Raw genomic sequence first — 26576 nt, 5'->3', positions numbered from 1 at the left:
GTGTTTGGGGTGTGGTGGGTTAAGTGCGAAAGGCCCCACCGGTGGTGGGGCCTTTCGTCTAATGGTTGTCCGGCGGTGTCCTACTCTCCCACACTCTCTCGGGTGCAGTACCATCGGCGCTGTGGGTCTTAGCTTCCGGGTTCGGAATGGGACCGGGCGTTTCCCCCACGCTGTGACCGCCGTAACCCTTTTACCCGTTCCCCTGCACTGGCTGTGTGAGCCGTGTGGGGTGGGAAGTTTTTTTGGTTACAACTTGAACAGTATATACCTGTATTGTGTTGTGTTTTTTGGTTCCTGTTGTTGGTTGGGAACCGCATAGTGGACGAAAGCAGCATATCTTTACACCATCCTTGGTGTGAACGTCTTTTGATGCCGTTCACGGGTGGTGTGTGTGGTGTAAGTTATCGGCTTATTAGTACCGGTCAGCTTCACAAGTCGTTAGTCCTTGCTTCCACGTCCGGCCTATCAACCCAGTGGTCTGGCTGGGGGCCTCTCACACAAATGTGTATGGAAATCTCATCTCGAAGCAGGCTTCCCGCTTAGATGCTTTCAGCGGTTATCCCATCCGAACGTAGCTAATCAGCGGTGCACTTGGCAGTACAACTGACACACCAGAGGTTCGTCCGTCCCGGTCCTCTCGTACTAAGGACAGCCCTTCTCAAATTTCCTGCGCGCGCAGCGGATAGGGACCGAACTGTCTCACGACGTTCTAAACCCAGCTCGCGTACCGCTTTAATGGGCGAACAGCCCAACCCTTGGGACCTACTCCAGCCCCAGGATGCGACGAGCCGACATCGAGGTGCCAAACCATGCCGTCGATATGGACTCTTGGGCAAGATCAGCCTGTTATCCCCGAGGTACCTTTTATCCGTTGAGCGACGGCCATTCCACAATGTACCGCCGGATCACTAGTCCCGACTTTCGTCCCTGCTTGAGATGTCTCTCTCACAGTCAAGCTCCCTTGTGCACTTACACTCGACACCTGATTGCCAACCAGGCTGAGGGAACCTTTGGGCGCCTCCGTTACTTTTTAGGAGGCAACCGCCCCAGTTAAACTACCCATCAGGCACTGTCCCTGACCCGGATTACGGGCCGAAGTTAGATATCCAGTATGACCAGAGTGGTATTTCAACGATGACTCCCCCTGAACTAGCGTCCAGGGTTCACAGTCTCCCACCTATCCTACACAAGCCACACCGAACACCAATACCAAACTATAGTGAAGGTCTCGGGGTCTTTCCGTCCTGCTGCGCGTAACGAGCATCTTTACTCGTAGTGCAATTTCGCCGAGCTTATGGTTGAGACAGCGGGGAAGTCGTTACTCCATTCGTGCAGGTCGGAACTTACCCGACAAGGAATTTCGCTACCTTAGGATGGTTATAGTTACCACCGCCGTTTACTGGGGCTTAAATTCCCAGCTTCGCACCCCGAAGGGCACTAACCGGTCCTCTTAACCTTCCAGCACCGGGCAGGAGTCAGTCCGTATACATCGTCTTGCGACTTCGCACGGACCTGTGTTTTTAGTAAACAGTCGCTTCCCCCTGGTCTCTGCGGCCCCACAACGCTCACAACAGCAAGTGTTGGTCACGGGTGAGGCCCCCCTTCTCCCGAAGTTACGGGGGCATTTTGCCGAGTTCCTTAACCATAATTCTCTCGATCGCCTTAGTATTCTCTACCTGATCACCTGTGTCGGTTTGGGGTACGGGCGGCTAAAACCTCGCGCCGATGCTTTTCTAGGCAGCATAGGATCACCGGATCCCCGCATAACGGGGCCCATCGGGTCTCAGAGACGGTATCAAAACCAGGACCACGGATTTGCCTATGGTCCCTCCTACATCCTTAGACCGGGGCAACCATCGCCCGGCCCGGCTACCTTCCTGCGTCACACCTGTTAATACGCTTACCTCCCAGGATCAGGTCCCGCGCTCCACCAAAAACCACGTCACCCCGAAGGGTGGGCGGTCAGGTATTGGGCGGTTAGTATCCCCTGCTCAGTATGGGCGGTTTTTCGCCGGTACGGGAATATCAACCCGTTGTCCATCGACTACGCCTGTCGGCCTCGCCTTAGGTCCCGACTTACCCAGGGCAGATTAGCTTGACCCTGGAACCCTTGATCATTCGGCGGACGGGTTTCTCACCCGTCTTTCGCTACTCATGCCTGCATTCTCACTCGTGTAGGCTCCACCGCTGGTTTACACCGCGACTTCACCGCCCACACGACGCTCCCCTACCACTCCAGACGCCTGAACTCAGGAGAACAAGTCTCCGGCTTAGCTAATATCTGAAATCCACAACTTCGGCGGTGTACTTGAGCCCCGCTACATTGTCGGCGCGGAATCACTTGACCAGTGAGCTATTACGCACTCTTTCAAGGATGGCTGCTTCTAAGCCAACCTCCTGGTTGTCTTCGCAACTCCACATCCTTTCCCACTTAGCACACGCTTAGGGGCCTTAGTTGGTGGTCTGGGCTGTTTCCCTCTCGACTATGAAGCTTATCCCCCACAGTCTCACTGCTGCGCTCTCACTTACCGGCATTCGGAGTTTGGCTGACGTCAGTAACCTTGTAGGGCCCATTAGCCATCCAGTAGCTCTACCTCCGGTAAGAAACACGCAACGCTGCACCTAAATGCATTTCGGGGAGAACCAGCTATCACGAAGTTTGATTGGCCTTTCACCCCTACCCACAGCTCATCCCCTCCATTTTCAACTGAAGTGGGTTCGGTCCTCCACGACGTCTTACCGTCGCTTCAACCTGGCCATGGGTAGATCACTTCGCTTCGGGTCTAGATCACGCCACTCACTCGCCCTATTCAGACTCGCTTTCGCTACGGCTTCCCCACACGGGTTAACCTCGCGACGTAACACTAACTCGCAGGCTCATTCTTCAAAAGGCACGCCATCACACCACCACCCCCGAAAGGATGGCAACGCTCTGACGGATTGTAGGCACACGGTTTCAGGTACTGTTTCACTCCCCTCCCGGGGTACTTTTCACCTTTCCCTCACGGTACTTGTCCGCTATCGGTCATCAAGGAGTATTTAGGCTTACCAGGTGGTCCTGGCAGATTCGCACGGGATTTCTCGGGCCCCGTACTACTTGGGATACTCTCCAAACGGCAGCACGCATTACGGTTACGGGACTTACACCCTCTCCGGCCGGCCTTTCAAGACCGTTCACCTATACGCCTGCACTCATTTCACTGATCCGGCAGAATCAGAACGGAAAGTCCCGCAACCCCAGTGATGCAACGCCCGCCGGCTATCACACACCACTGGTTTAGCCTCATCCGCGTTCGCTCGCCACTACTAACGGAATCACTATTGTTTTCTCTTCCTGTGGGTACTGAGATGTTTCACTTCCCCACGTTCCCTCCACGCACCCTATGTGTTCAGATGCGGGTCACCCGGTCCATCGCTGGCCAGGCGGGGTTTCCCCATTCGGAAATCCTGGGCTCACAGTCCGGTTATCGACTCCCCCAGGCTTATCGCAGATTCCCACGTCCTTCTTCGGCTCTTGATGCCAAGGCATCCACCGTGTGCCCTTAAAAACTTGACCACAAAAGATCAAAAAACATATCGAGAAAACCATGGCATCAAACTAAAAGTCTGAAACCAAGATTTTTTGAAATTGCTTCTTATTTTTAAGATGCTCTCGTCCACTATGCAGTTCTCAACCAACAACCCCACACCACCAACCAAAACCCCCAAACACGAGGATCCCGCTGCCATGGCAGGGAAAAACCAGAAACCCCAGCACCCCAACCCCCACAAACAACACCCCACCAACCCGACACGCCACAACGACGCACCAAACCAGCAGAACACTTGTCCACGACAATCAGAGCCCTGTTATTTCAGGACCCAACAGTGTGCCATACGATAACCCAATCACCACCAACCAGAACCATTTCCACACCACCAAAAGGCGATCGTACTCTGCAACCAGCCAGCGCCACCAGGCACCTATCCATTGATATTCCACCCTTGAGCAGCCCACCGCGGAACAAACGCCCGCGCAATAGGCCATACTCCTACGAACCCCACACCAACCACACAGGATCGGCGCGTCATTCGAGGTGCTCCTTAGAAAGGAGGTGATCCAGCCGCACCTTCCGGTACGGCTACCTTGTTACGACTTAGTCCCAATCGCCGGTCCCACCTTCGACAGCTCCCTCCCCACAAGGGGGTTAGGCCACCGGCTTCGGGTGTTACCAACTTTCGTGACTTGACGGGCGGTGTGTACAAGGCCCGGGAACGTATTCACCGCAGCGTTGCTGATCTGCGATTACTAGCGACTCCGACTTCATGAGGTCGAGTTGCAGACCTCAATCCGAACTGAGACCGGCTTTTTGGGATTAGCTCCACCTCACAGTATCGCAACCCTTTGTACCGGCCATTGTAGCATGCGTGAAGCCCAAGACATAAGGGGCATGATGATTTGACGTCGTCCCCACCTTCCTCCGAGTTGACCCCGGCAGTCTCCTATGAGTCCCCGCCATAACGCGCTGGCAACATAGAACGAGGGTTGCGCTCGTTGCGGGACTTAACCCAACATCTCACGACACGAGCTGACGACAACCATGCACCACCTGTAAACCGGCCGCAAGCGGCCAACACATCTCTGCGCTGTTCCAGTTCATGTCAAGCCTTGGTAAGGTTCTTCGCGTTGCATCGAATTAATCCGCATGCTCCGCCGCTTGTGCGGGCCCCCGTCAATTCCTTTGAGTTTTAGCCTTGCGGCCGTACTCCCCAGGCGGGGCACTTAATGCGTTAGCTACGGCGCGGAAAACGTGGAATGTCCCCCACACCTAGTGCCCAACGTTTACGGCATGGACTACCAGGGTATCTAATCCTGTTCGCTCCCCATGCTTTCGCTCCTCAGCGTCAGTTAATGCCCAGAGACCTGCCTTCGCCATCGGTGTTCCTCCTGATATCTGCGCATTTCACCGCTACACCAGGAATTCCAGTCTCCCCTACATCACTCTAGTCTGCCCGTACCCACCGCAGATCCGGAGTTAAGCCCCGGACTTTCACGGCAGACGCGACAAACCGCCTACGAGCTCTTTACGCCCAATAATTCCGGATAACGCTTGCGCCCTACGTATTACCGCGGCTGCTGGCACGTAGTTAGCCGGCGCTTCTTCTGCAGGTACCGTCACTTTCGCTTCTTCCCTACTGAAAGAGGTTTACAACCCGAAGGCCTTCATCCCCCACGCGGCGTCGCTGCATCAGGCTTGCGCCCATTGTGCAATATTCCCCACTGCTGCCTCCCGTAGGAGTCTGGGCCGTGTCTCAGTCCCAGTGTGGCCGTCCACCCTCTCAGGCCGGCTACCCGTCGTCGCCTTGGTAGGCCATTACCCCACCAACAAGCTGATAGGCCGCGAGTCCATCCAAAACCGCAATAAAGCTTTCCACCAACATGGCATGCGCCAGAAGGTCATATCCAGTATTAGACCCGGTTTCCCAGGCTTATCCCAGAGTCAAGGGCAGGTTACTCACGTGTTACTCACCCGTTCGCCACTAATCCCCCAGCAAGCTGGGATCATCGTTCGACTTGCATGTGTTAAGCACGCCGCCAGCGTTCATCCTGAGCCAGGATCAAACTCTCCGTAAATGCATTACAGACACGCACCCACCACCAGGAAAAACCAGTAAACAGGCACGCGCAAAATTCGAAACCAGCCAAAAACAACCACACAACACCACGGGGTGGCATCATGCAGCCAAATTCAACCAATCAATAAAACAATCGGTATCAACAAACATGGCACACTATTGAGTTCTCAAACAACAGACACACCCGGCACCAAACAGAACCAAACAGTTCCATCATCGCTCCGGAGCAACTTTTCAAACTTACCGGCTGATCATCTTCAGGTCAAATCGGCTGATCTTCCAATCCCTGAGCCATACTGCGCTAGAGACGAACCGTAGTTCTGGTGGTTGTCAGCCGGTCAATTCCCTCGACCAGCGCGGATATAAACTCTAGCACCCTTCTGCCGAAGTTGTAAATCGCCCTCGGGGCCGGGTGCAAAATGCCCGGCCCCGCGCGGATCTAAGGCTTTTTTGGAGCCAAATACACGACGCCCAACGGTGGAACCCGCAGGTCAGCATAAGCAGGCTGCCCGCTGCATGGTCCTTCGACAGCTGTTACTCCGCCAAGGTTGCCAACACCTGAACCGCCAAACTCTTCAGCATCCGTGTTGAGCACCTCTTCCCAGTCCCCCGACCAGGGCAGCCCCACCCTGAATCCTTCATGGGGCGCTCCGGCGAAGTTAGCAATGCAAACCAGCGGATTGCCTTGGCCATCCCAGCGGATGAAGGACAGGGTGTTGCGGGCGCCGTCGTTCTCATCAATCCACTGGAACCCTGACGGATCGTTGTCCCGGACATATAGCGCCGGCGTGTTTCGATAGATCCCGTTCAGGGACCGCACCAAATGTTGGACGCCCTTGTGCGCAGGGGTGTCCGAAAGCCACCAATCGAGACCGTACTGCTCCGACCACTCAGATTCCTGGGCGTACTCAGTGCCCATGAAGATCAGCTGCTTACCGGGGTGCGCCCACTGGAACGCCAGGTAGGCGCGCACGCTGGCGAGCTGCTGCCACCGGTCACCCGGCATCTTCCGCAGCAGCGATCCCTTGCCGTGCACAACTTCGTCATGGCTGATCGGCAGCAGGAAGTTCTCGGTGTAGGCATACACCATGGAGAAGGTGGCCTTGCCGTGGTGGTAGCCACGGTTTACCGGGTCTTCAGCCATGTACTCCAACGAGTCATTCATCCAGCCCATGTTCCACTTCAGCCCGAATCCGAGGCCGCCTCCGCTGGTGGCGCGGGTGACCCCGGGGAAGGACGTCGATTCCTCCGCGATCATCACGACGCCAGGCACCCGCTTGTAGGCGGTTGCATTGACCTCCTGAAGGAAGTCAATCGCTTCAAGGTTTTCCCTGCCACCCAGACGGTTCGGCGTCCATTGGCCTTCTTCGCGGGAGTAGTCCAGATAAAGCATCGATGCGACGGCGTCCACGCGCAGCCCGTCAATGTGGAATTCCTCTAGCCAGTAGAGGGCATTGGCGACCAGGAAGTTCCGTACTTCGCGACGACCGAAGTCGAAGATCAGGGTTCCCCAATCGGGGTGCTCACCAAGGAAGGGATCGCCGTGCTCGTAAAGGGTCCCGCCGTCGAACTTCGCCAACGCGAACTCATCCTTGGGGAAGTGCGCTGGAACCCAGTCCATGATGACGCCGATCCCGGCCTGGTGCAGTTTATCCACCAGGTACTTGAAGTCGTCGGGGTGACCGAAGCGCGACGTCGGCGCATAGTACGAGGTCACCTGGTAACCCCAGGAGCCACCGAAGGGGTGTTCGGCGACGGGCATCATTTCAACGTGGGTGAAGCCCTGCCACTGAACATACTCGGTGAGCTGCTCGGCCAATTCCCGGTAGTCAAGACCCACCCGCCAGGAACCAAGGTGCACCTCGTAGACGCTCATGGGACCGTTGTGCGGATCTGCTGCAGCCCGCGCGGTCATCCATTCGTCGTCCTGGAAGGTGTACCTCGACTCGACCACACGCGAGCCGGTGAGGGGCGGGATTTCGGTACCGCGGGCCATCGGGTCGGCCTTCTCACGCCAATGCCCGTCGCTGCCGAGGATTTCGAACTTGTACCGCGAACCCGCGACAGCCCCGGGAATGAAGATCTCCCAGAACCCCGAACTGCCCAGCGCACGCATCGCGTTGATTGAGCCGTCCCACCCATTGAAGTCCGCTTTGACGCGAACGGCCTGGGCATTGGGCGCCCAAACGGCGAAGCTGACGCCATTGATGTCGCCCAGCACGGATGTGTAGTGGCGGACGTGCGCGCCGAGCGCAGTCCACAGCGTTTCGTGCCGCCCCTCCGCCAGGAGGTGCATGTCGATTTCGCCCAGCGTGGGGAGGAACCGGTACGGATCATCGACAATCTGCGGCTCACCGTCGTACGTCACTTCGAGGCGGTAGTCCGGGACGTGCCCGGCGATCTCCGCTGCAAGGGTGCCAACCCAGATGCCGTTGTGTTCATGCTCCAATTCGACGCGACCGCTGCCGGTCACCACGGTGACGCGCTGCGCGAGACGTCGGAGGGTGCGGATAGTGACCAGCCCGTGCCCGTCGAGGTGTGCGCCCAGCACAGCATGCGGCTGGTGGTAGCGGCCCTCCGACACTGGTTGCAGGATGTCGATTGAATGTTCGATCCGCCCCGGTGAGGTGGTGACGGCGTCCGTACCGGCGACCGTGTCAGAACTAAAGACTGGATCAGAACCAACGACGGCGTCGACGGCCACTACCGGGTCCACGGGCCCCGCGGTTAGCGGCGGCGAAACGGCAGATGATGGCGTTTCCTGCGTGGCGCTGGTGGACCCGGTCAGGGCGCGGCGCACGTCACGGACCGGGATGTCGACCCAGTCCGGCCGGTTGCGTAGCTCGTAGACCACTTCGTACAGGGCCTTATCCAGCCACAGTGCGAGGAAGAGCGGATCTGCTGGGTCAACCAGCGTCCCGGTCTGGTCCTGATAACCAGCCGCGAAAGCGGCACCCGCGGCCGCGGTCCACTGGTCGGCGTCGGCGGTCGCGGCGTCGTTGCCATGGGCTGCTGCCGCACCGGCATACTCGAGCGAACGCATCATCCCGACGACGTCGCGCAGCACCACATCGGGGACGCTGCGCTCCGCGGCGGGACGCAGTGGTTCGCCCTCAAAGTCGAGCACCAGCCAAGACCCGTCAGGTGCGTTGAGAACCTGTCCCAGATGGTAGTCGGCGTGGATGCGCTGAAGATCGGGGAGCGTCTGCACACTGCGGACCCGCTCAATAACCTTGGCCACCTCGGACTCGAGCGGCCCAACGACGTCGTGTGCTTCCTGCCAGGCCCATTCGATGCGCTGCACCAGGGTCTCGATGAATTCGCCGCGTTCGACGTCGCTTGCTGCCCGGCTTCCGAACGCAGCGGCCAACTGCGCGTGGATACGCCCGGTCACCCGGCCCAGTTCGGACGCCTCCGCAGTGAAATCGGTGTTCGAAGCGGCCGCAACCGAGGCGGTCCGCCAGGCGTCGGTGCTGTTGTCGATGAAATCCCGCAGGACGCTGAGGTGACCGGTCAACCACTGCTTCTCCCCGGCTCCCGTGTCCTCCCAGCTGCCGGTGACCCACCCGAACGTGGTGGGCACATCGACGGATCCGGCATCGGTGAGCTTGGCGCTGACCTGAACGTCGGGGCTTTCCCCCGGTGCCAGCACCCGGAAGAATTTCACGATCATCGAGCCGGCCGGCGTACGCACCACGACAGAGGTGTTTGATTGTTCGCCCTTGAGAACGGTCAGCGGAAGTGGCTTGTCGAACCGTTTAGCCGAGGCGAACGATTCCATCGGGTAACCCCTGGTCCGGCCGTCCTCGGTGACACCGCCCGAGCGCATCAATTCAACCCAGGCCGTCACGAATACCGGGTCATGGGTGGCGTCGTAGATCCAGCGGTGCCCCAATTCGGTGTGCTCCGCCTCGCCGATCAGCGCATCTTCCGCGCCTTTCAAGGGTGCGTCGCGGTAGCTCAACGGGATCTGGACGATGTCCCTCCGGTGGCCGGAATCGACGGCAATCAGGTGAACGTCAAGGCCCACCGCACCGGCTGGATCCTCCAGCCGGATGCCGCCGACCCTTCGAAGTTCAAACTCGCGGCCTCTGGCAGGGAACCACCGCTGATTCGGTAGCCATGAAGTGAGGAGTTCTGGAAAGGTCGGCGTCAGTTTGGGCATTACTTTACGGCCTCCGGGGCTTGAATTATTGGCAGGGCTTCAGTAAGCGGTGAAGCAGTGTTTGAGCTGGCTGAGCGGAGACGGAGCCAGTAGAAATCGTGGCTTCCGAGCGTCAGGGTGAGTGCACCGTCGTCGCCGAAGGTCGGGAACGGCGTGCCACCGAAGAGGTCCCGCAGACCCCGTCCGGCATATTCCGGCAGGTTCAGCTGCGCGGCAACCGGGTGTTGCGACAGGTTGAACACGCACAACAGCACCTCTGGCTGCTCGCCTTCGGCATTATCGACCTCCACCTCACGGATGAAGGCCAGCACCGACTCAGCTTCGGTGGGCACGTTGCGGTACGAACCCAGGCCGAAGGCCGGGCGGGTCCGGCGCACTGCAAGCATCTGGCGCATCCAGTGCAGCAGCGAGCTTGAACTGGCCAGCTGTGCCTCAACGTTGACGTGGTTGTAGTGGTAGACCAGCGACTGGACGACGGGGAGGTAGAGCTTCCCGGGGTCAGCCGTCGAGAACCCGGCGTTACGGTCGGGGTTCCATTGCATGGGGGTCCGCGACGCGTCACGATCGTCAAGCCAGATGTTGTCGCCCATCCCGATTTCATCCCCGTAGTAGAGGAACGGGCTGCCAGGCAGGGACAGCAGCAGTGCGTGAATCAGTTCAACTTCGGCCCGCGAGTTGTCCAGGAGCGGCGACAGACGACGGCGGATACCGACGTTGGCGCGCATCCTTGAGTCCGGCGCGTACCAACCGAGCATCGCTTCGCGTTCCTCGTTGGTGACCATTTCGAGGGTGAGCTCGTCATGATTCCTGAGGAAGGTACCCCACTGGGCGCCAGCGGGAATGTTCGGCGTTTCGGCCATCGTCTCGATGATTGGTCCGGCCTTCTGGTCCCGCAGGGCGTAGAAGAGCTTGGGCATGATCGGGAAGTGGAAGCACATGTGGCATTCCGGCCCCTCGGCGTCGCCGAAGTACTCGACAACCTCCTCGGGCAGCTGGTTTGCTTCGGCGACGATGATCCGGCCGGGATAGTTCTCGTCGACCATGGTGCGCAGGTCCTTGAGGAAGGCGTGGGTCTGCGGCAGGTTCTCGCAGTTGGTCCCTTCCTCCTCGAAGAGGTAAGGGATGGCATCCGCGCGGAAACCATCAATGCCCTGGTCCAGCCAGAACTTCACCACGTCGAAGAGCGCTTCAATAACCTTGGGGTTTTCGAAGTTCAGGTCCGGCTGGTGGGAGAAGAACCGGTGCCAGAAGAACTGCCGGCGGACGGGGTCGAAGGTCCAGTTGGACTCCTCGGTATCCACGAAGATGATCCGCGCGTCCTCGTACTTCTCGTCGGTGTCGCTCCAGACGTAGAAGTCGCCGTAGGGGCCGTCGGGGTCGTTTCGGGACTCCTCGAACCAGTGGTGCTTGTCCGAGGTGTGGTTCAGCGGCAGGTCGATGATGACGCGGACGCCGCGGGCGTGTGCCTCGGCGACCAGACGCTTGAAATCACTGATGGTGCCGAACTCATCGAGGACGTTGTAGTAGTCGGCGATGTCGTAGCCACCGTCGCGCAGGGGCGACTTGAAGAACGGTGGCAGCCACAGGCAATCGACGCCAAGCCACTGCAGATAATCCAGTTTGTCGATCAGTCCGGAGAAATCGCCAGAGCCATCGCCGTTCGCATCCGCGAACCCGCGCACCAGAACTTCGTAAAATACGGCCTTGCGGTACCAGTGTGGGTCATGCGCGAGACCGGGTGCGTTGAGTTGAAACGGGTTGGCCACTAGGGCTTCCTCCTGAGGTAAAGGATGTGTGCTGGTTCCACATGCGGATCCAGCCTGACGTAGTTGTGGGTGCCCCAGACCCAACTCTGGCCGGTGATGAGATCGTCCACCCAGAAGGTACCGTCCTCATTGCAGTCCTCGGGATCGAGGGACAGCGCATCGAGGTTCAGGGAGACTGTACTTTCCCTGGCCCCGTGCGGGTCAAGATTCACCACCACGATGATGGTGTCTTTGACTGTACTGTCGCCGCCGACGTTCTCCTTGTGCTTGGAGAACACCAGGGTTTCCGTGTCCGAGCTGTGGTGAATGGTCAGGTTCTCGAGATCGCCCAACGCCGGGTGGTCCCGTCGGATGTGGTTCAGCCTGGTGAGGTACGGCGCCAGACTCCTGCCTTCGGCTTCGGCGCGCTTGAAGTCGCGGGGTCGATACTCGAATTTCTCGTTGTCGATCGACTCCTCGGCACCGGGCCTGGCCACGTGTTCAAACAGTTCGTATCCGGCGTAGACACCCCAGAGTGGGCTGGCCATCGCTGCCAGGGCCGCCCGGATCTTGAAGCCCGCAGGTCCGCCGTACTGAAGGAACTCGGTGAGGATATCGGGGGTGTTGACGAAAAAGTTGGGGCGGAAATATGGCGCGCTGACCTTACTGACTTCGGTGAAATACTCTTCGAGCTCAGTTTTGGTGTTGCGCCAGGTGAAGTAGGTGTAGGACTGCTGGAAGCCGGCACGGCCCAGGGCGTGCATCATCGGCGGGCGGGTGAAAGCCTCGGCGAGGAAAACGACGTCGGGATGCTTCCGGTTGACTTCGCGGATCAGCCATTCCCAGAACACCACCGGTTTGGTGTGCGGGTTGTCGACGCGGAAAATCTTCACCCCGTGGCTGATCCACAGCAGGACGATCCTGAGGACTTCGCGGGAGAGGCCATCGGGATCGTTGTCGAAGTTGATCGGGTAGATGTCCTGGTACTTCTTCGGAGGGTTCTCCGCGTAGGCAATCGACCCATCCACCCGGGTGGTGAACCATTCTGGGTGTGAAGTGACCCAGGGATGGTCAGGGGAAGCCTGAAGCGCCAGGTCCAGCGCAATTTCAAGGTTCAGTTCGTTGGCCCGCGCCACGAAGACGTCGAAGTCATCGAAGGTGCCGAGGTCGGGGTGGATCGCGTCGTGGCCACCTTCAGCGGCGCCGATAGCCCAGGGCGACCCCGGGTCCTCGGGGCCAGCCGTCAGTGTGTTGTTGGGCCCCTTACGGTGGGTGCGCCCGATCGGGTGGATGGGCGGGAGGTAGACGACGTCGAATCCCATGTCAGCGACCGCGGGTAGCCGGTCGGCTGCGGTGACGAAGGTGCCGGAGGTCCACGCGCCCGACCCCGGCTCGTAGGTGGCGCCTTCGGACCGGGGGAAGAACTCGTACCAGGATGCACGTCCCGCAAGTTCGCGTTCGACCTTGATCGGATAAGGCTGGGATACGGTCACCAGGTCACGCAGGGGCTCCCGGCTGATGGCCGCGAGGATAGCCGCCGACTCACCTGCGGCAAGCCGCTCGTCGATCGGGAGCTCAGTGTCGGCGAGGACCCGTGCGGCCTCGGTGAAGACCACCGCGTCCTTCCTCTTACGGGTCGTCGCAGCGTTAGTGAACAGGGCTGCGCCCTCGGCGAGCATCAGCTCGACGTCGACTCCAGCCGCGATCTTCACCTCAGCGTTGTGGTGCCAGGTGCCGTACAGGTCACCCCACCCTTCGATGACGAAGGTGTAGTTGCCGACAGCTGGGGGGCGGAGGAGACCTTCATACCGGTCCAGCCCCTGGCCCACCGGCGCCAAGCGCACCCGCTGGACTTCCTTGCCTTTACCGGAGAGCAGGACCGCTGATACCCCAAGCTGGTCGTGCCCTTCCCGGAAGACTGTAGCGCCCACCGCAATATCTGATCCAGGGATCGCTTTGGAGGGGAAGGCCCCACCATCGACAACCGGAGAAATATTGGTAATTGGAATTCGTCCGTACCGCAGATCAGCCCTGTCTATCGGCTTCCTGGCGGTGCGTCCCTTACGTGGTGGCTCTATTGAAGTCGTCACACGTTAGACGTTAGCGAGTATTTGCCCAGATTGCTAAGGCGCGCGGACGTAACATCAGTGCTTTTTGCAGTCGAGTTGGGGCTCAACGCAAACGTTTACTCTCACTTGCTCTCATCGGAACCCTCCAGCGGTCCTACGCCGGGAAAAATACGCTAGCCTTTCCCGGGTGAAGGCAATCCGCAGATTTACAGTCCGTACCGTCCTCCCTGAAAGCATCGCCCCGTTGGGCAAGCTGGCAGGCAACTTGCGCTGGTCGTGGCATCTTCCGACCACCCGCTTATTCCACGATCTTGACCCAGCAGCCTGGGAGGCAAGCGGCCAGGACCCCGTCGCTTTCCTCGGCTCGGTGACCCGTGAGCAGCTCAGCCAACTCGCCGACAACGAGCGTCTCGTCGCGAGGATCCAGGAACTCGGCGACGACCTGGACCAGTACCTTTCCGAACCCCGCTGGTACCAGTCGCTCGGCGCCGACGCGCCCCGGTCCATCGCCTATTTCTCCCCCGAGTACGGCATCAGCGCCGTCCTCCCCCAGTACTCAGGTGGCCTCGGCATCCTCGCCGGCGACCACCTCAAAGCAGCCTCGGATCTTGGTGTCCCCCTGATCGGCGTCGGACTCCTTTACCAGGCCGGCTACTTCAAGCAGTCGCTGTCCCGCGATGCGTGGCAGCAGGAAACCTACCCGGTCCTCGATCCTGACGGCCTGCCGTTGACCCTGCTCCGCGAGGAGGACGGCACCCCGGCGAAGGTAGTCTTGCCGCTTCCCGCTGGACGCCAGCTGATCGCCCACATCTGGCGGGCCGACATCGGCCGCGTTCCGCTTCTGCTCCTTGACTCCAATGTCGCGGGCAATGACGAGGCCGCCCGCAATGTCACCGACCGGCTGTACGGCGGCGGTGGCGACCAGCGTCTGCAGCAGGAACTTCTGCTGGGCATGGGTGGCGTGAAAGCGCTGCGTATCTTTGAACGGCTGACCGGCACTCCGGCCCCCGAGGTGTTCCACACCAATGAGGGTCACGCCGGGTTCCTCGGCATCGAGCGCATCCGTGAACTGATGGATCCCTCGAGCGCGTCGCCGATGAGCTGGGAGGAAGCGCTCACCGCGGGCCGGTCCTGCACGGTGTTCACCACGCACACCCCGGTCCCCGCGGGAATCGACCGGTTCGAGAAATCCCAGATTGAGCACTTCTTCGACGCCGGTCTGGCACCGTCGGTTCCGACGGCGAAGGTCCTCACCCTTGGGGCCGAGAACTACGTTGACGGCGATCCGAACAAGTTCAACATGGCGGTGATGGGCCTGCGCCTGGCACAGCGCGCCAATGGCGTCGCCAAACTGCATGGCGTGGTCTCCCGTGGCATGTTCTCCGGGCTGTGGCCAGGATTCGACACCAGTGAGGTCCCCATCTCGTCGGTCACCAACGGTGTGCACGTGCCCACCTGGGTTGACCCGCTGATCGCAGACTTCGCCCGGGACCGTTTCGGCGCCGAGTCGGTCCTGGATCCCCAGTGGTCCAAGGTGTACGACGTGGAAGACTCCGATATCTGGGCGCTCCGCCGCCGCCTGCGCTCGAACCTGATCGACGACGTCCGTCAGCGGCTCCGCTCCTCCTGGAAGAAGCGTGGCGCGGCCGACGCCGAGCTGGCATGGACCAACAACGTACTCGATCCTGACGTGCTGACCATTGGTTTTGCCCGCCGGGTACCCACGTACAAGCGGTTGACCTTGATGCTCAGGGACCCGGCTCGACTCAAGGCCTTGCTGCTTCACCCGGACAACCCCATCCAGCTGGTCATCGCTGGCAAGTCCCACCCGGCTGATGAGCAGGGCAAGCGGATGATCCAGGATCTGGTCCGGTTCACTGACGACCCGGAGGTACGGCACCGGATCGTGTTCCTCCCGAACTACGACATCGCCATGGCACGCACCCTGTTCCCCGGCTGCGATGTCTGGTTGAACAACCCGTTGCGTCCGCTGGAGGCCTGCGGCACGTCGGGCATGAAGTCGGCCATCAACGGCGGCCTTAACCTGTCGGTTCTTGACGGCTGGTGGGATGAAATGTACGACGGCGACAACGGCTGGGCCATCCCCACGGCGAACAACGACGCGTCCCCCGAGGAACGCGACGACATTGAAGCCTCGGCCCTGTATGACCTTCTTGAGGAGCAGGTGGCTCCCCGGTTCTACAGCACGGTGCGTTCGGAGGGCGCCGGCGCTGCCGGACCGTCTGAGCTGTCCCATGATGGGGTGCCACACCAGTGGGTGGCCATGATCAAGCACACCATGGCCAACCTTGGCCCGGCCGTATCCGCTGAGCGGATGCTGCAGGACTACGTCAGCCACCTGTACCAGCCCGCCTGGCGTGCCGGTTGCCTGGCGGCTGAGTCGGACTACACGGCGGCCAAGCACACCGCCGCCTGGCGTTCACGGATCAACGACGGTTGGTCGGCTGTCCAGGTGGAGCACGTAGATTCGGTTGGCGTAGCCGAGGATCCACAGATCGGGGACCCGCTGACGGTCAACGCCTACGTCTCGCTTGGCGCGCTATCCCCCGACGACGTCGCCGTCGAGGTGGCTTACGGTCGGGCCCTGGACAATGACGAGCTCAGCGAGGTGGCCCTGGCCGACCTCGACGTGTCCGAGAACCTTGGCGCGGGACGGTACCTGTTCTCGGGTGGCGTCACGATCGACCACTCGGGGTCCTTCGGGTACACGGTGCGGGTGCTGCCCAAGCACGTTAGCCTGGCGTCGAAGTCCGAGCTCGGTCTGGTCGCCAACGCGTAGCAGCCCGCTCGGGCAATCACAGCTTGCAGGCTAACCGCCTGCTTAGCATCAGCGGCAGTCACACCAGAGTTTCCTGGGGTGGCTGCCGCTTTTGCGTGGCCGGCTAGACCCGGTAGACGCTGATCGAGTTGGCGGGGACGACGTCGGTCTCCCCAGAGCCGATTTGCGCCCCGCGCCGACGGTCCTGGTCCGCTGCGGTGGTGTAGCGCAGCTCGAACCTGGTGATGGAGGGAAGCCCGCTCTCCTGGAGTGACTCCCGCCTTGGCAGGGTGATCTTGGCGTCATCCCTGCTGCCGTTGATGACCACCAGGCCATCCAGGATGCCGTTGGGTGAGCCGAGGAGGAGCTGCACGATCCGGGAACCCTCGTCACGCCACTGCTCCTCAGTCATGGTGGTGCCGGCCGGGTTGAACCAGTGCAGGTAGGAGCTGTCGTCGCGGGCCGGATAGCTGTGCGGCTGGTGGGCCAGGAACTCCTTACGGATCCGGAGCAGGGAACGCGTGTGGTCGAGGAGGTGGCGTGCGTCGTCGTCGTGACCCCAATGCAGCCAGGCCAGCTCGTTGTCCTGGCAGTAGGCGTTGTTGTTGCCGCGCTGGGACCGCCCAAACTCGTCGCCGGCCGTGATCATGGGGACGCCGAGGGACAACAGGAGGGTGGCCATCAGGTTGCGGGAGGTCTGGGCCCGCGCCGCAATGATGCCTTCCTGGTCGGTGGGGCCTTCCATGCCGTGGTTGTAGCTGCGGTTGTCGTTGTGGCCGTCACGGTTCTCCTCCCCGTTGGCCTCATTGTGTTTGCGGCTGTACGAGGAGAGGTCAGCGAGGGTAAACCCGTCGTGGGCGGTGATCAGGTTGACGCTGGAAATGGACGTGCGTCCTGAAGGCCCGAACACATCGGCCGATCCACTCAGGCATCCAGCCAGGCGCGCCACCGATCCGGCGGCGCCGCCCGCCGCCAGGCTGGCCTGGTCGGTGAGCCAGAAGTCCCGGACCGTGTCCCGGAACCGGTCATTCCAGTCCGCCCAGCCCTGCGGGAAGTTGCCGGTCTGCCATCCGCCCATGCCAATATCCCAGGGTTCGGCGATGAGCTTCACACCGCGCAGCGCGCGGTCGGCGCCAACAGCGACCAGGAAGGGGTGACGTGGGGTGAAGGTGTGCGTTTCGTCCCGGGCCATCGACACTGCCAGGTCGAAGCGAAATCCGTCCACGTGGAATTCCTCCACCCAGTATCGCAACGAGTCCAGGGCCAGGGCGATGACCCGTGGGTGCGCGAAATTCAGGGTATTGCCGCAACCCGTGGTGTCCAGGTAGCGGCCGTGGTCGCCGTGCCGGTAATACTGCTCGTCGCCCAGTCCACGCCAGCTCAGCGCCGGAAGGTCTGGCGGACCCTCGGCCGTGTGGTTGTACACCACGTCGAGGATGACCTCGAGGCCAGCCTCGTGGAGCAGTTTGACCATGCCCTTGAACTCGTCCTGGACCGCCCGTGGGCCGGCGTTGCGGGCTGCCTCAGTCGCGTAGGAGGGGTGCGGGGCGAAGTACCCGAGGGTGTTGTAGCCCCAGTAGTTGGTCAGCCCGAGGGGCCCCAGATGGGGTTCGTCGATATGGAAGTGGACCGGCAGCAGTTCCACTGCGGTGATCCCTAGGGCCTTGAGGTAGCCGATCATGACCGGGTGTGCCAGGCCAGCATAGGTGCCGCGGAGCTCGACCGGAATGTCTGGGTGCAACTGGGTCAGCCCCTTGACATGCGCCTCATACACCACGGTGTCACGCCAGTGCGTGCGCGGTGGAGCCGAGGAACCCCAGTCGAATCCGCCGTCCTCGACGTAGACCGACCAGTACACCGGCCCATCGACGGTATCGACGGTGTCGATGGCCCGGGCGTAAGGATCCAGCAGCAGCTGACCTGTTTCCGGCTGGCCAGTTCCGGCCGGCCAGAAACCGTATCTCACAGAGTCGGCGAGCCCCTCCACTGCCCCGTGGTGCACCCCGTGGGTGTAATCGGTCAGGGGGACATCGTGCCAGCTGCCGTCCTGCGACTGGAAGTGCACTGCAAGCGCTGACACGCCGGGCGCGTACACCGCAACGTTCAGGTTGTGCGGCGCTCGGGACCGGTGTACGCCCAAGGGAAACTCACTGGACGGAGGGCTGATTTCGAGGGAGACGCTCATGATCTATGAATACCGTCCGTGCGACTGTCAGGCGGAGCGCTGGCGCGAGATCTCGTACAGGCTGATGCCCACAGCCATCGAGGCGTTCAACGATTCCATCGCCGAGTCAATGGGGATTGAAACGATCTGGTCGCAGTTCTCGCGCACCAACCGTGACAGGCCCTTACCTTCGGAGCCGACGACCAGGCACACTGGTTCGCGGCCAAGCGTCAGATCCGGGAGGGAGACGTCGCCGTCGCCGTCGAGGCCCAACACAAAGATGCCCTTCTCTTTGAACGTCTTGAGGGTTGAGTTCAGGTTTCCGGCCTTCGCCACTGGCACACGCACTGCGGCGCCAGCACTGGTCTTCCATGCTGATGCGGTCATCCCCACCGAGCGGCGCTCCGGAACGATGACGCCGTGGCCGCTGAACGCAGAGAGGGACCTGATGATCGCGCCGAGGTTGCGGGGGTCGGTGATGCCGTCCAGGGCGACGAACAACGGTGCGTTGTTGATGTGGCCCTTTTTCCATTTCTGGATGGTCTCGGTGGCCAGATCGACTGCGTCAGCGTATTCGTAGGGTGGGATCTGGAGCATGATGCCCTGGTGCACTGATCCGTCAGCCATCCGGTCCAGTTCGGTCTTGCCGGTTTCCATCAGCGGGATGCCGCGCTCGGTGGCGAGCTTCAGCGATTCGCGGATGCGCTCGTCCATCTCGATCCGGATGGCCACGTGCAATGCCTTGGCTGGGATGCCGGCGCGGAGCGACTCGACCACGGCGTTGCGTCCGGTGACCATCTCCTCGGTGCCCTTGCCGCGTGCGTTGCGGGCCGACCCCGGATTGCGGCTGCCGGAGTGCTTGGCTGCTGAGCGCTCGGCAAGCTGCTTGCTCTTGTGAGCCTTATGGTAAGGCCGGTCCTCCGCTTTTGGGGTGGGACCTTTACCCTCAAGCGCCTTGCGTCCTAGGCCGCCGGTTCCGCCCGAGGGGCCCTTCTTGCTCTTGCGCACAGCGCCGGGACGTCCGTGAGTGGCCATGGGGAAAACACCTTTGGGTAGAAGATTTGTCACCTCAGTTTACGCGGGGAACGCCGCAGACTTCACCGTCACCCGGGAGACGAAGCGATTGGTCAGTTTTTCAGGGTCCAGGCGGCACCGTCGGCGGTGTCCTCGATGACAATGCCAGCACTGGTGAGGGCGTCGCGGATGGCGTCGGCCTGCGCCCAGTCCTTCGTTTCGCGGGCAATCGTTCGCTGCAGCAGTTGCGATGTGATGAGGGTGTCCAGCGCCTTGTGCTCGGGACTGCGTGGGCCCTTGCCGGGGTCCTGAACATCGTCGAGTCCCAGAATTCCGGTCATGGTCATCACATCGACGAACGCCGTTCTGGTGGCTTCGCTGTCCCCGGCGGCCAGGGCAGTGTTACCGGCCCTCACGGTGTCGTGGAGGACCGCGAGTGCCTGGGGCACGTTGAGGTCGTCGTTCATTGCGGCGCTGAAGGCTTCCGGTGCACCGGGGGAAACGAACCCGAGCCCGTTCGGGAACTCCCGGGCGGCGGCCTTCGCCAGGAACCCGTCGATGCGCTCCACGGCGGCGCCCGCTTCCTGCAGGGAGGTGGGACGGTAGTCGAGCACCGACCGGTAGTGCGCCTGCCCCAGGTAGTACCTGACCACGCGGGGGCTGGCCAGTTCGAGCATGTCAGCCGGGCTCACCGTGTTGCCGATCGACTTGGACATCTTCTCGCCCTCGAAAGTGACCATGCCGTTGTGCATCCAGTACCTGGCAAACGTGTGGCCGGCGGCCTGCGACTGGGCCATCTCGTTTTCGTGGTGCGGGAACCGCAGGTCCAGGCCGCCGCCGTGGATGTCGAACTCGGTACCCAGGTACTTGGTGACCATCGCTGAGCATTCAAGGTGCCAGCCCGGCCGACCGGGTCCCCAGGGGCTGGGCCAGGCAGCGGTTTCGGGCTCGCCTTCCTTCCACCCCTTCCACAGGGCGAAGTCGCGCGGATCCCGTTTCCGGTTGACGAACTCAGGCTCGACATCCGTGGCGCTCTGCATGTCGTCGATGTTCTGCCGGGTCAGCGAGCCGTACCCTTTCCAGGATCGAACGTCGAAGTAGACGTCGCCCGACTCGTCGTTCGCCGGGTAGGCATGACCCCGATCGATCAGCAACTGGATCAACGAGTGCATTTCGGGGATGTGACCGGTGGCGCGTGGTTCGTAGGTCGGGCGGCGCACCCCGAGGGTGTCGTACGCCCGCTGGAATTCCAGTTCGTAGCGGTACGCCAGCGCCCACCACTGTTCGCCGCGTAACTGGGGCGGGAGGGCGTCGTCGTGCTCGGATTCCTGGGCGCGGGCCAGGATCTTGTCGTCGATATCGGTGACGTTGCGGACCGTGGTGACCCGGTAGCCGCTCGCGGTCAGCCAGCGGGAGAGCTGGTCGAATGCGATCGCCGACCGGATATGTCCTACGTGGGGCATCCCCTGCACTGTGGCACCGCAGTAGTACAGCCCTACCTCGCCCTGCTTGACGGGGACAAAGTCGCGGGTCTGGGCGGTTGCGGTGTCATAGAATCTCAGGCTCACCGCTCCAGATTAGCCGGTCGCGGTGGCTTGCTTCACCCTGCGGCCGATCTGGTGCCGTCCCCCACCCGGACGACGACGGCGGTCGCCACCGCGGCGATGCCCTCGCCTTTTCCGGTGAATCCGAGCCCGTCGGTGGTGGTTGCCGACACGCTGACGGGTCCGCCCATCGCGGCGCTGAGCACTGCTTCCGCCTCGGCCCGGCGGGGTGAGAACTTGGGCCGGTTCCCCACCAGCTGCACGGCAACGTTGCCGATCTCGAATCCGGCGCGACGCACAATCCGCGCGGCTTCGGTCAGCAGGCTGACCCCCGAAGCGCCGGCGAATTCGGGGCGATCGGTGCCGAAATGGGTGCCGAGGTCACCGACTCCCGCGGCGGAGAAGAGCGCGTCCGCGGCGGCGTGAGCCACGGCGTCGCCGTCGGAATGGCCGCTCAGACCACGTTCGCCGTCCCAGAGCAGACCCGCGAGCCACAGCGGCCGGGGTGCATCCACGGGGGCAAACGCGTGCACGTCAACGCCGATGCCGGTGCGGGGCAGGATCATGGTGTGGTCTTCCCTGTCGGGGTCTGGGCAAGAATTTCCGCGAGGAGGAGGTCCTGGGCAGTGGTCACTTTGAACGCGGCGTCCGCCCCCTCCACCACCCGTACCGGGATGCCCAGCCGTTCCATCAGCGTGGCATCGTCGGTCACTGCTGCCCCCGGTTGCTGGTGGGCGCGACGGAGGGTGTCCAGGTTGAAACCCTGGGGTGTCTGGACTGCGCGGAGAGTGTCGCGGGGTGGGGTGTCGATGACCAATCCGCAGTCGACAGTTTTGATGGTGTCGACCACGGGGATGACGGGAATCACCGCTTCGGCGCCGTCGCGTAATGCGGCGACCACCCGGCGGAAAACTATCGGCGGGGTGAGCGCGCGGGCGGCGTCATGGACCAGGACCAGGCCGATGCCTGATCCCAAACCTGAGAGGCCGGCCGCCACCGAATCGGGTCGTGAAGCGCCCCCGTCAACCACTCGCACGGGAGTCTCGGAGGAGACGCCGACGACGGCGGCGCGGAGCTCAAGGTCTCCGGCTGGGACGACCACGCAGATCTCGGCGGCGATCTCCGCGTCGAGAACCCCCTGGAGTGCGTGCTCGAGGATGCTCCGGCCAGCAAACTTCACCTGGGCTTTGGGAATGCCGCGGCCCAGCCTCTGTCCGGCGCCGCCGGCGACAATGATGACCCCGACCTGCGCGTGGGCGGATTCGAGCTGGGAACTGGTTTCTGACACCTGATTACCCTATGCCAGGACATGAAAAAGGGACCGCCCACCAGGGCGGCCCCTCAACAAACCCGGTTGTTAGACCGATTAGGAAGCTAGAACCTCATCAAGAACGCTTGCGGCCTTCTCTTCGTCGGTTTTCTCTGCGAGTGCCAGCTCGGAGATCAGAATCTGCCGCGCCTTGGCGAGCATCCTCTTCTCCCCTGCGGACAACCCACGGTCATGATCACGGCGCCACAGGTCGCGGACTACTTCCGCAACCTTGATCACGTCACCCGAGGCAAGCTTTTCAAGGTTTGCCTTGTAGCGGCGCGACCAGTTGGTTGGCTCTTCAGTGAACTCGGCCCGCAGCACATCGAACACATGCTGGAGACCCTCTTTGCCCACTACGTCGCGCACCCCAACGAGGTCTACGTTTTCTGCTGGAACTTCAATGGTTAGATCACCCTGCGCCACCTTGAGCTTGAGATACATTTTCTCTTCGCCCTTTATCACGCGCATCTTGATCTCTTCGATCTTCGCTGCGCCGTGGTGAGGATAAACTACTGTTTCGCCGACCTCAAAAACCATGTGGACTTTCCCCTTTCCCGCAGATCAGTTTATCACGAATTCGACACGCCCAAGGCGTGTTTTCGCAGGTCAGCCGGGACTTATGGAAATAGGTGGCTATGATTCGCCCCTTGACGAATGAGGCTTTAAGTGATCCACGTCGCTCTGAAAGAGTTGTCCGGGTGCTGCAGTGCTCCATCATCGGGCCGATTTTCCCGATAGGCTGTAGGGAGAGATTCAACTAGCTGTTCCCCCATGCTGATCGACCACCGTAGGAGTTTGCGCTGTGAAGAGTGACCGAATCAATCCCCTGCAGCACATCCGGGCGAAGCGAAGCCTGGCTGCCGGTGCGGCTCTGGTCGCTGTCCTTGGTGCCACCGGTTGCAGCGTGACGAGCGAGCAGGCCACCACCATCCAGTACGCAGCATCGGATGGAATCGTCGACGAGGTGGGCCCGCTTGAACTCCGCAACATCCTGATCATCACCTCCGAAGAAGGTGAACCGGGCACCATCCTCGGAACGGTGTTCAATCCCTCAGACTCAGCGGTGCAGCTCACCATCGAGGGCGAAAACTCGTCGGTCGACGTCACTGTCCCCGCTGAGGGCAAATGGGTCTTTGAAGACGAGACCACCGATGATGGAGTGCTCGAGGGCGTCAGCGAAATCCCCGGCGCCCTGGTAGATCTGAACTTTGTCGTCAACTCGGAGAGCGTCGAGCTGCGGGTGCCTGTCCTGGACGGGACCCTCGCGGAATACCGGGAGTACGTCCCGGGTGGTTACACCCCTGAGCCCACCCCAACGCCGGAAGAGACCGGCGAAGAGGAAGAGTAACCCTCAGGACTCGTATTTGTAGCCTAGGCCACGCACTGTCACCAGGTGGCTTGGGTTCGACGGGTCGGTTTCGATCTTTCCCCGGAGCCGTTTGACGTGCACGTCGAGGGTCTTGGTGTCGCCGACGTAGTCCGAACCCCAGACCCGATCAATGAGTTGGCCCCTGGTCAGCACCCTGCCCGCATTGCGCAGCAGCATCTCCAACAGTTCGAACTCTTTCAGCGGCATGGATACCGGATCACCGTTGACACTGACCGTGTGCCGTTCAATATCCATCCGCACGGGGCCCGACTGCACGGTGCTGGAAATAAGTTCTTCGGGTTCGGCCTGCCGGCGGAGGACAGCGCGAATCCTTGCCACGAGCTCACGGGACGAATAAGGCTTGGTGACGTAATCATCGGCGCCAAGCTCCAGGCCAACCACCTTGTCAATCTCGGCGTCCTTGGCGGTGAGCATGATGACCGGAACACTTGAACGCTGGCGCAGCTGCCGGCAGACCTCGGTGCCGGACTGGCCTGGTAGCTGCAGGTCAAGCAGCACCAGATCGGCGCCGGCCCGGTCGAATTCGACGATGGCTTCTATCCCGTCTCCCACCACCGCCACCTCGAACCCTTCCCTGCCGAGCAGATAGGACAGGGGGTCACTGAAGGACTCTTCGTCCTCCACGATCAGGATGCGGGTCAAACGCTCACTCCTTGTTCATGGGCGGAGGTTCCGCCCGGCTTCTCATCGGATTTTCCGCCTGGCTTACCCGGCGATTTGTCGCTTCGCCTGTCGCCGGAGACAACACGCTCCTCCGCCGTTTCGGCGTCGGCCTCCATTTCGGGGAGACGGACGGTGAAGGTACTACCCTGGCCGTTCTGGGACCAGACGGTCACCTCGCCACCGTGGTTCGAGACCACATGCTTGACAATACTGAGCCCCAGTCCGGTGCCCCCTGTCTGACGGGATCGGGCTGCGTCGATCCGATAGAACCGCTCGAACACCCGCTCCTGCTCCTCAGCGGTGATGCCGATTCCTTGATCGGTGACCGAGATTTCGGCGAGTCCGTCGCGGGACCGCAGACCGACCCCGACCCGGGTGCGCTCGGGTGAGTACCGGATGGCGTTGTCGATCAGGTTGCGGAAGGCGGTCATCAACAGATCCGGGTCGCCGTAGACGGGCTCGTTGATCCGCCCTCCCACCACAATGTCGATCTGCTTGCTTTCTGCCGGCAGCCGGTTTCGGTCCACCGCCTCGGCGATCACCGTGTTGATATCCACAGGGCGACCGCGCCGCACGACGTCGGCGCCCTGCAGCCGTGAGAGTTCGATGATGTCCTGGACCAGGGCCGACAACCGGGCCGATTCCTTGTGCATTCGGCGGGCGAACCGCCGGACCGCTTCCTGGTCTTCGGCCGCGTCGTCCAGGGCCTCAGCGAGCAGTGAAATGGCGCCAACGGGCGTCTTGAGCTCGTGTGACACGTTGGCCACGAAGTCGTTGCGGATTTCCTCGGTGCGGGTGATTTCCGTGCGGTCATCGGCGAGGATCAGGACGTACTCTTCGCCCAGTGAAGCCACCCGGGCGAGCACGATAATGGTGCCCTGCCCCAGCGGTCCGCGGGGTAGTTCAAGCTGTTTCTGCTCGATCACACCGTCCCGGCGCACCCGTGCCGTCAGTTCGAGCAGCTCGGCGTGGACCACCGTGTGGCCGCGCACCAGGCCGAAGGCGTACGCCGCAGGGCTGGCTCGCACCACACCGTCGATGGCATCCACCACCACATAAGCCCGGCCAATAATCGACAGCACCTCCGCTGCCCCTTCGGGAAGGGTCGGCTCGTCCACGAAGAGCAGGGAACGCCGCTGGATTTCGCTCAGCCTGAAGGCAGCCATGCCGAAGGTGCCCACGGCGACGCCCACCAGCCCAGCGATCAGAATAAGAAGAACGGGATCCACATGCCTAGCTTATGCGCACCTTTGGTGTGGGGTTGAGTCTTCCGGTGGCAATAGGGAAGTGGTTCAACTAACGTTCACTCAAAGGTGCATAACAGTTCATCACCAACTGAGAATGTGCTGTGTGGGACTGTGCATAGACGTACGCAGTCATCTCTATGGAAAGGATGCCTCCCGTGCGGAAGGTTTTTCAGGCAGAGCTTCACCAGATAGGTGAACAGCTCATCGAAATATCGCAGCTGGTTGCGAACGCGATGGACAAGGCAACCATCGCGTTTGAAACCGCTGACACCGAACTTGCCCAGGATGTGATCGCAGCCGACGCACGCATTGATTTCCTCCAGAACGACCTCGACGAGCGCGCGATCGACATTCTCGCCCTGCAGGGCCCGGTTGCGAGCGACCTGCGGATGATCGTGGGGGCGCTTCGAATGAGCGCCTCGCTGGAACGCATGGGGGATCTGGCCCGCCACGTGGCACAGCTTGCCCGGCTCCGGTACCCGGACCACGTAATTCCGGCGGCGATCCGACCCACCTTCGAGGAAATGGCCCAGCTGGATCAGCAGATCGCCATTAAGGTGAAGCATCTGCTGGAGACCCGCAACCTCCAGCTGAGCAACGAAATCTATGCCCACAATGCGCGGATCAACGAACTGCACGCTGGCGTGTTCAAGGCCCTCGCCTCACCCGAATGGGATGTTTCAGCTCCCATCACTGTCGATGTGACCCTGGCCAGCCGGTACTTCGAACGATTCGCCGATCATGGCGTCTCGGTTGCACGTAAGGTCACCTACCTGGTGACCGGTGAATGGCAGCCCAGCGCACCACTGATCTAAAACGACATATCGCCGGGTTAGCCCCCAGGCCTGAACGACGACGGCCGGCCCCG

Annotated in this window: 14 protein-coding genes and 3 rRNA genes; 3 read left to right on the top strand and 14 right to left on the bottom strand. The window is 61.5% G+C overall.

What is annotated here, in order from left to right; genetic code table 11:
* Positions 1-67: 67 nt before the first annotated feature.
* From rrf to K728_RS0102145, 6 genes are all read right to left on the bottom strand, one after another.
* A 5S ribosomal RNA gene (gene rrf, locus K728_RS0102170) occupies positions 68-184 on the bottom strand.
* A gap of 207 nt (positions 185-391) precedes the next feature.
* Positions 392-3556: ribosomal RNA gene (locus tag K728_RS0102165) — 23S ribosomal RNA — on the bottom strand.
* A 531-nt stretch (positions 3557-4087) separates the two neighbouring features.
* A 16S ribosomal RNA gene (locus K728_RS0102160) occupies positions 4088-5614 on the bottom strand.
* The 16S, 23S and 5S rRNA genes sit together here, the layout of an rRNA operon.
* 441 nt (positions 5615-6055) lie before the next feature.
* Complete coding sequence (glgB, locus tag K728_RS0102155) at positions 6056-9781, bottom strand: 1,4-alpha-glucan branching protein GlgB (protein WP_024475704.1); 3726 nt, start codon at positions 9779-9781, stop codon at positions 6056-6058.
* Positions 9781-11547: a maltose alpha-D-glucosyltransferase gene (gene treS, locus K728_RS0102150; protein WP_024475703.1), complete on the bottom strand. Its 1767-nt coding sequence runs from the start codon at positions 11545-11547 to the stop codon at positions 9781-9783. The genes glgB and treS overlap by 1 nt, the downstream gene beginning before the upstream one ends.
* Positions 11547-13604, bottom strand: coding sequence for an alpha-1,4-glucan--maltose-1-phosphate maltosyltransferase (locus K728_RS0102145; protein WP_050994870.1), 2058 nt, complete (start codon positions 13602-13604; stop codon positions 11547-11549). The genes treS and K728_RS0102145 overlap by 1 nt, the downstream gene beginning before the upstream one ends.
* Before the next feature lie 178 nt (positions 13605-13782).
* On the opposite strand from K728_RS0102145, the gene glgP reads away from it, so the two are divergent.
* Positions 13783-16395 (top strand): alpha-glucan family phosphorylase, encoded by a 2613-nt coding sequence (gene glgP, locus K728_RS0102140; RefSeq protein WP_024475702.1) that lies wholly within the window; start codon positions 13783-13785, stop codon positions 16393-16395.
* Positions 16396-16498: 103 nt separating this feature from the next.
* Here glgP and glgX read toward each other — a convergent pair whose 3' ends face one another.
* The 6 genes from glgX to K728_RS0102110 all read right to left on the bottom strand — a co-directional run bounded on the left by glgX (position 16499) and on the right by K728_RS0102110 (position 22945).
* Positions 16499-18559, bottom strand: a complete 2061-nt coding sequence (gene glgX, locus K728_RS0102135) for a glycogen debranching protein GlgX (protein ID WP_019482370.1) — start codon at positions 18557-18559, stop codon at positions 16499-16501.
* A gap of 27 nt (positions 18560-18586) precedes the next feature.
* On the bottom strand, positions 18587-19573 hold the full coding sequence (rlmB, locus tag K728_RS0102130) for a 23S rRNA (guanosine(2251)-2'-O)-methyltransferase RlmB (protein ID WP_019482369.1): 987 nt from the start codon (positions 19571-19573) through the stop codon (positions 18587-18589).
* A 92-nt stretch (positions 19574-19665) separates the two neighbouring features.
* Complete coding sequence (gene cysS / locus K728_RS0102125) at positions 19666-21120, bottom strand: cysteine--tRNA ligase (protein WP_019482368.1); 1455 nt, start codon at positions 21118-21120, stop codon at positions 19666-19668.
* Positions 21121-21152: 32 nt separating this feature from the next.
* On the bottom strand, positions 21153-21662 hold the full coding sequence (ispF, locus tag K728_RS0102120; protein ID WP_019482367.1) for a 2-C-methyl-D-erythritol 2,4-cyclodiphosphate synthase: 510 nt from the start codon (positions 21660-21662) through the stop codon (positions 21153-21155).
* Positions 21659-22384 carry a 2-C-methyl-D-erythritol 4-phosphate cytidylyltransferase gene (gene ispD / locus K728_RS0102115; protein ID WP_019482366.1) on the bottom strand — a complete coding sequence of 242 codons (726 nt, stop codon included), beginning with the start codon at positions 22382-22384 and terminating at the stop codon, positions 21659-21661. The genes ispF and ispD overlap by 4 nt, the downstream gene beginning before the upstream one ends.
* A 78-nt stretch (positions 22385-22462) precedes the next feature.
* Positions 22463-22945 (bottom strand): CarD family transcriptional regulator, encoded by a 483-nt coding sequence (locus K728_RS0102110; protein WP_019482365.1) that lies wholly within the window; start codon positions 22943-22945, stop codon positions 22463-22465.
* A 265-nt stretch (positions 22946-23210) separates the two neighbouring features.
* Here K728_RS0102110 and K728_RS0102105 point away from each other — a divergent pair, with 265 nt between their 5' ends.
* Positions 23211-23756, top strand: coding sequence for a hypothetical protein (locus K728_RS0102105; protein ID WP_019482364.1), 546 nt, complete (start codon positions 23211-23213; stop codon positions 23754-23756).
* Positions 23757-23759: 3 nt separating this feature from the next.
* On the opposite strand, the gene K728_RS0102100 is transcribed toward K728_RS0102105, so the two are convergent.
* Positions 23760-24440, bottom strand: a complete 681-nt coding sequence (locus K728_RS0102100) for a response regulator transcription factor (RefSeq protein WP_019482363.1) — start codon at positions 24438-24440, stop codon at positions 23760-23762.
* Positions 24437-25690: a sensor histidine kinase gene (locus tag K728_RS0102095; RefSeq protein WP_019482362.1), complete on the bottom strand. Its 1254-nt coding sequence runs from the start codon at positions 25688-25690 to the stop codon at positions 24437-24439. Before K728_RS0102095 ends, K728_RS0102100 begins: the two co-directional genes overlap by 4 nt.
* 173 nt (positions 25691-25863) lie before the next feature.
* Between K728_RS0102095 and phoU the strand changes: the two genes are divergently transcribed.
* The gene (phoU, locus tag K728_RS0102090) at positions 25864-26523 is read left to right on the top strand and encodes a phosphate signaling complex protein PhoU (RefSeq protein WP_019482361.1); all 660 of its coding nucleotides are present in this window, start codon (positions 25864-25866) and stop codon (positions 26521-26523) included.
* Positions 26524-26576 lie beyond the last annotated feature (53 nt).

The sequence above is a fragment of the Arthrobacter sp. CAL618 genome, from assembly GCF_000468215.1.
In the GTDB taxonomy this organism is placed as follows: Bacteria; Actinomycetota; Actinomycetes; order Actinomycetales; family Micrococcaceae; genus Arthrobacter_D.
The sequence above is the reverse complement of the archived record's forward strand: the minus strand, read 5'-3'. Positions and strand labels throughout refer to the sequence as shown.